Raw genomic sequence first — 1568 nt, 5'->3', positions numbered from 1 at the left:
GTAAGCATTCAGCAGATCAAGATCATGATGGCGTGAGTGGTGTCCCTGCAATGGGATGATCTTCGTGTGTCGAAGACCCCGGATCGCCGCCCGTCATATGACGAGCTCGCGGCGCTGGTGGTCCGACAGATGGCCACGATCGAGGCCCAGCGCGAGACGATCGCGCGGCTGGAGGAGACGGTCGACCGGCTGACCGCTCGGGTCGCCGAGCTGGAGCGCAGGCTGGGGCGCAACTCCGGGAACTCCTCGTTACCGCCGTCCAGCGACACCTTCGTCCGGCCGGAGAAGAAACCGCCGGTCAAGAGTGGGAAGAAGCGGGGCCGCCAGCCGGGCGCGCCCGGCGCGGGCCTGGCCATGGTCGAGACGCCGGACCAGGTCGAAGAGCACGTCCCGGACGCGTGTGGCGGTTGCGGAAAGACGTTGTCGGCGGCCGACAGCGTCGGCTTCGCGCGGCGTCAGGTCCGTGACATTCCTCTGGTCACCGTGACGGTGACCGAGTATCGCGCGCATCGGTGCCGGTGTGGCGGCTGCGGCCGAGTGACCACGGCGGTTCTGCCCGAGCAGGTGGCGGGATCGCCGTCGTCGTACGGGCCGAATCTCCGCGCACTGGCCGCTTACCTGCTGGTCTTCCAGCACATTCCGGTGGAGCGCTGCGCGCAGTTGATCGCCGACGTCACCGGAGCGCGAGTGTCGCCCGGCTGGGTGAGTTCGATTCTGGCCGAGGCCGCCACCTTGGTCGCCGGCAGCGTCAAGCTGATCCGCGCGCTGTTGACACTCACCCATGTCCTGCATGTCGATGAGACCACCACCCGGATCGGGTCGACACGCCGCTGGTTGCATGTGGCCTGCACGACCACGCTGACCCTGCTCGGGCTGGGCGATCGCTCCCGCGACGGGGCCAACGCCCTCGGGGTCCTGCCCGAGTTCCGGGGCGTGCTGGTCCACGATGCGCTATGGCTCTACAACGGCTACCCCGACGCCCGGCATCAACTTTGCGGATCACACCTGGTCAGAGACTTGACGGCAGTGGCCGAAGACCATCCCGACCAGCGGTGGCCCGAGCAGATCCGCTGGGCGCTGGCCGCGTTGAACAAGCAGGCTGCCAAAGCGCGGGCGGACGGGCTGATCGAGATTCCGCCCGAGCGGGCCGAGATCTACCTGAAGTCCTTCCACCACGGCATCCTCGTCGGGCTGTCGTTGCATCCCCGCGCGCCCGGACGCAAGCAGTCCCCGGCCCGGAACCTGCTGGAACGTCTCCAGCGACGGGCCGCTGATGTGCTGCGTTTCGCCGATTTCCCCGGCTGGGTGCCGTTCACGAACAACACCGCGGAGCGGGCGCTGCGGCCGGTGAAGACCCAGGTGAAGATCTCGGGCTGCCATCAGTCCGAGGCGGGTGCCGCCGCCTGGCTGACCATCCGCTCCTACCTCGACAGCGCCCGCAAGCACGGCCTGTCGGCCTTCGACGCGATCCACCGCGCCTTCACCGGCAACCTGTGGATGCCGCCCGTCGCACTCGACGCCTGATCAGCTCGTATCACGCAACGTCACAGATCCTTCTGATTGCTTAC

1 protein-coding gene is annotated in these 1568 nt (G+C 67.8%); it reads left to right on the top strand.

The genetic code is table 11. The annotated features are described in order from the left end of the window. The first annotated feature begins 66 nt into the window (after positions 1 to 66). Positions 67 to 1524, top strand: coding sequence for an IS66 family transposase (tnpC, locus tag ACFLIM_RS50145; protein WP_393178007.1), 1458 nt, complete (start codon positions 67 to 69; stop codon positions 1522 to 1524). Positions 1525 to 1568 lie beyond the last annotated feature (44 nt).

The organism is Nonomuraea marmarensis (assembly GCF_043197025.1).
GTDB lineage: Bacteria > Actinomycetota > Actinomycetes > Streptosporangiales > Streptosporangiaceae > Nonomuraea > Nonomuraea marmarensis.
This window is presented reverse-complemented; position numbering and strand designations above follow the sequence as displayed.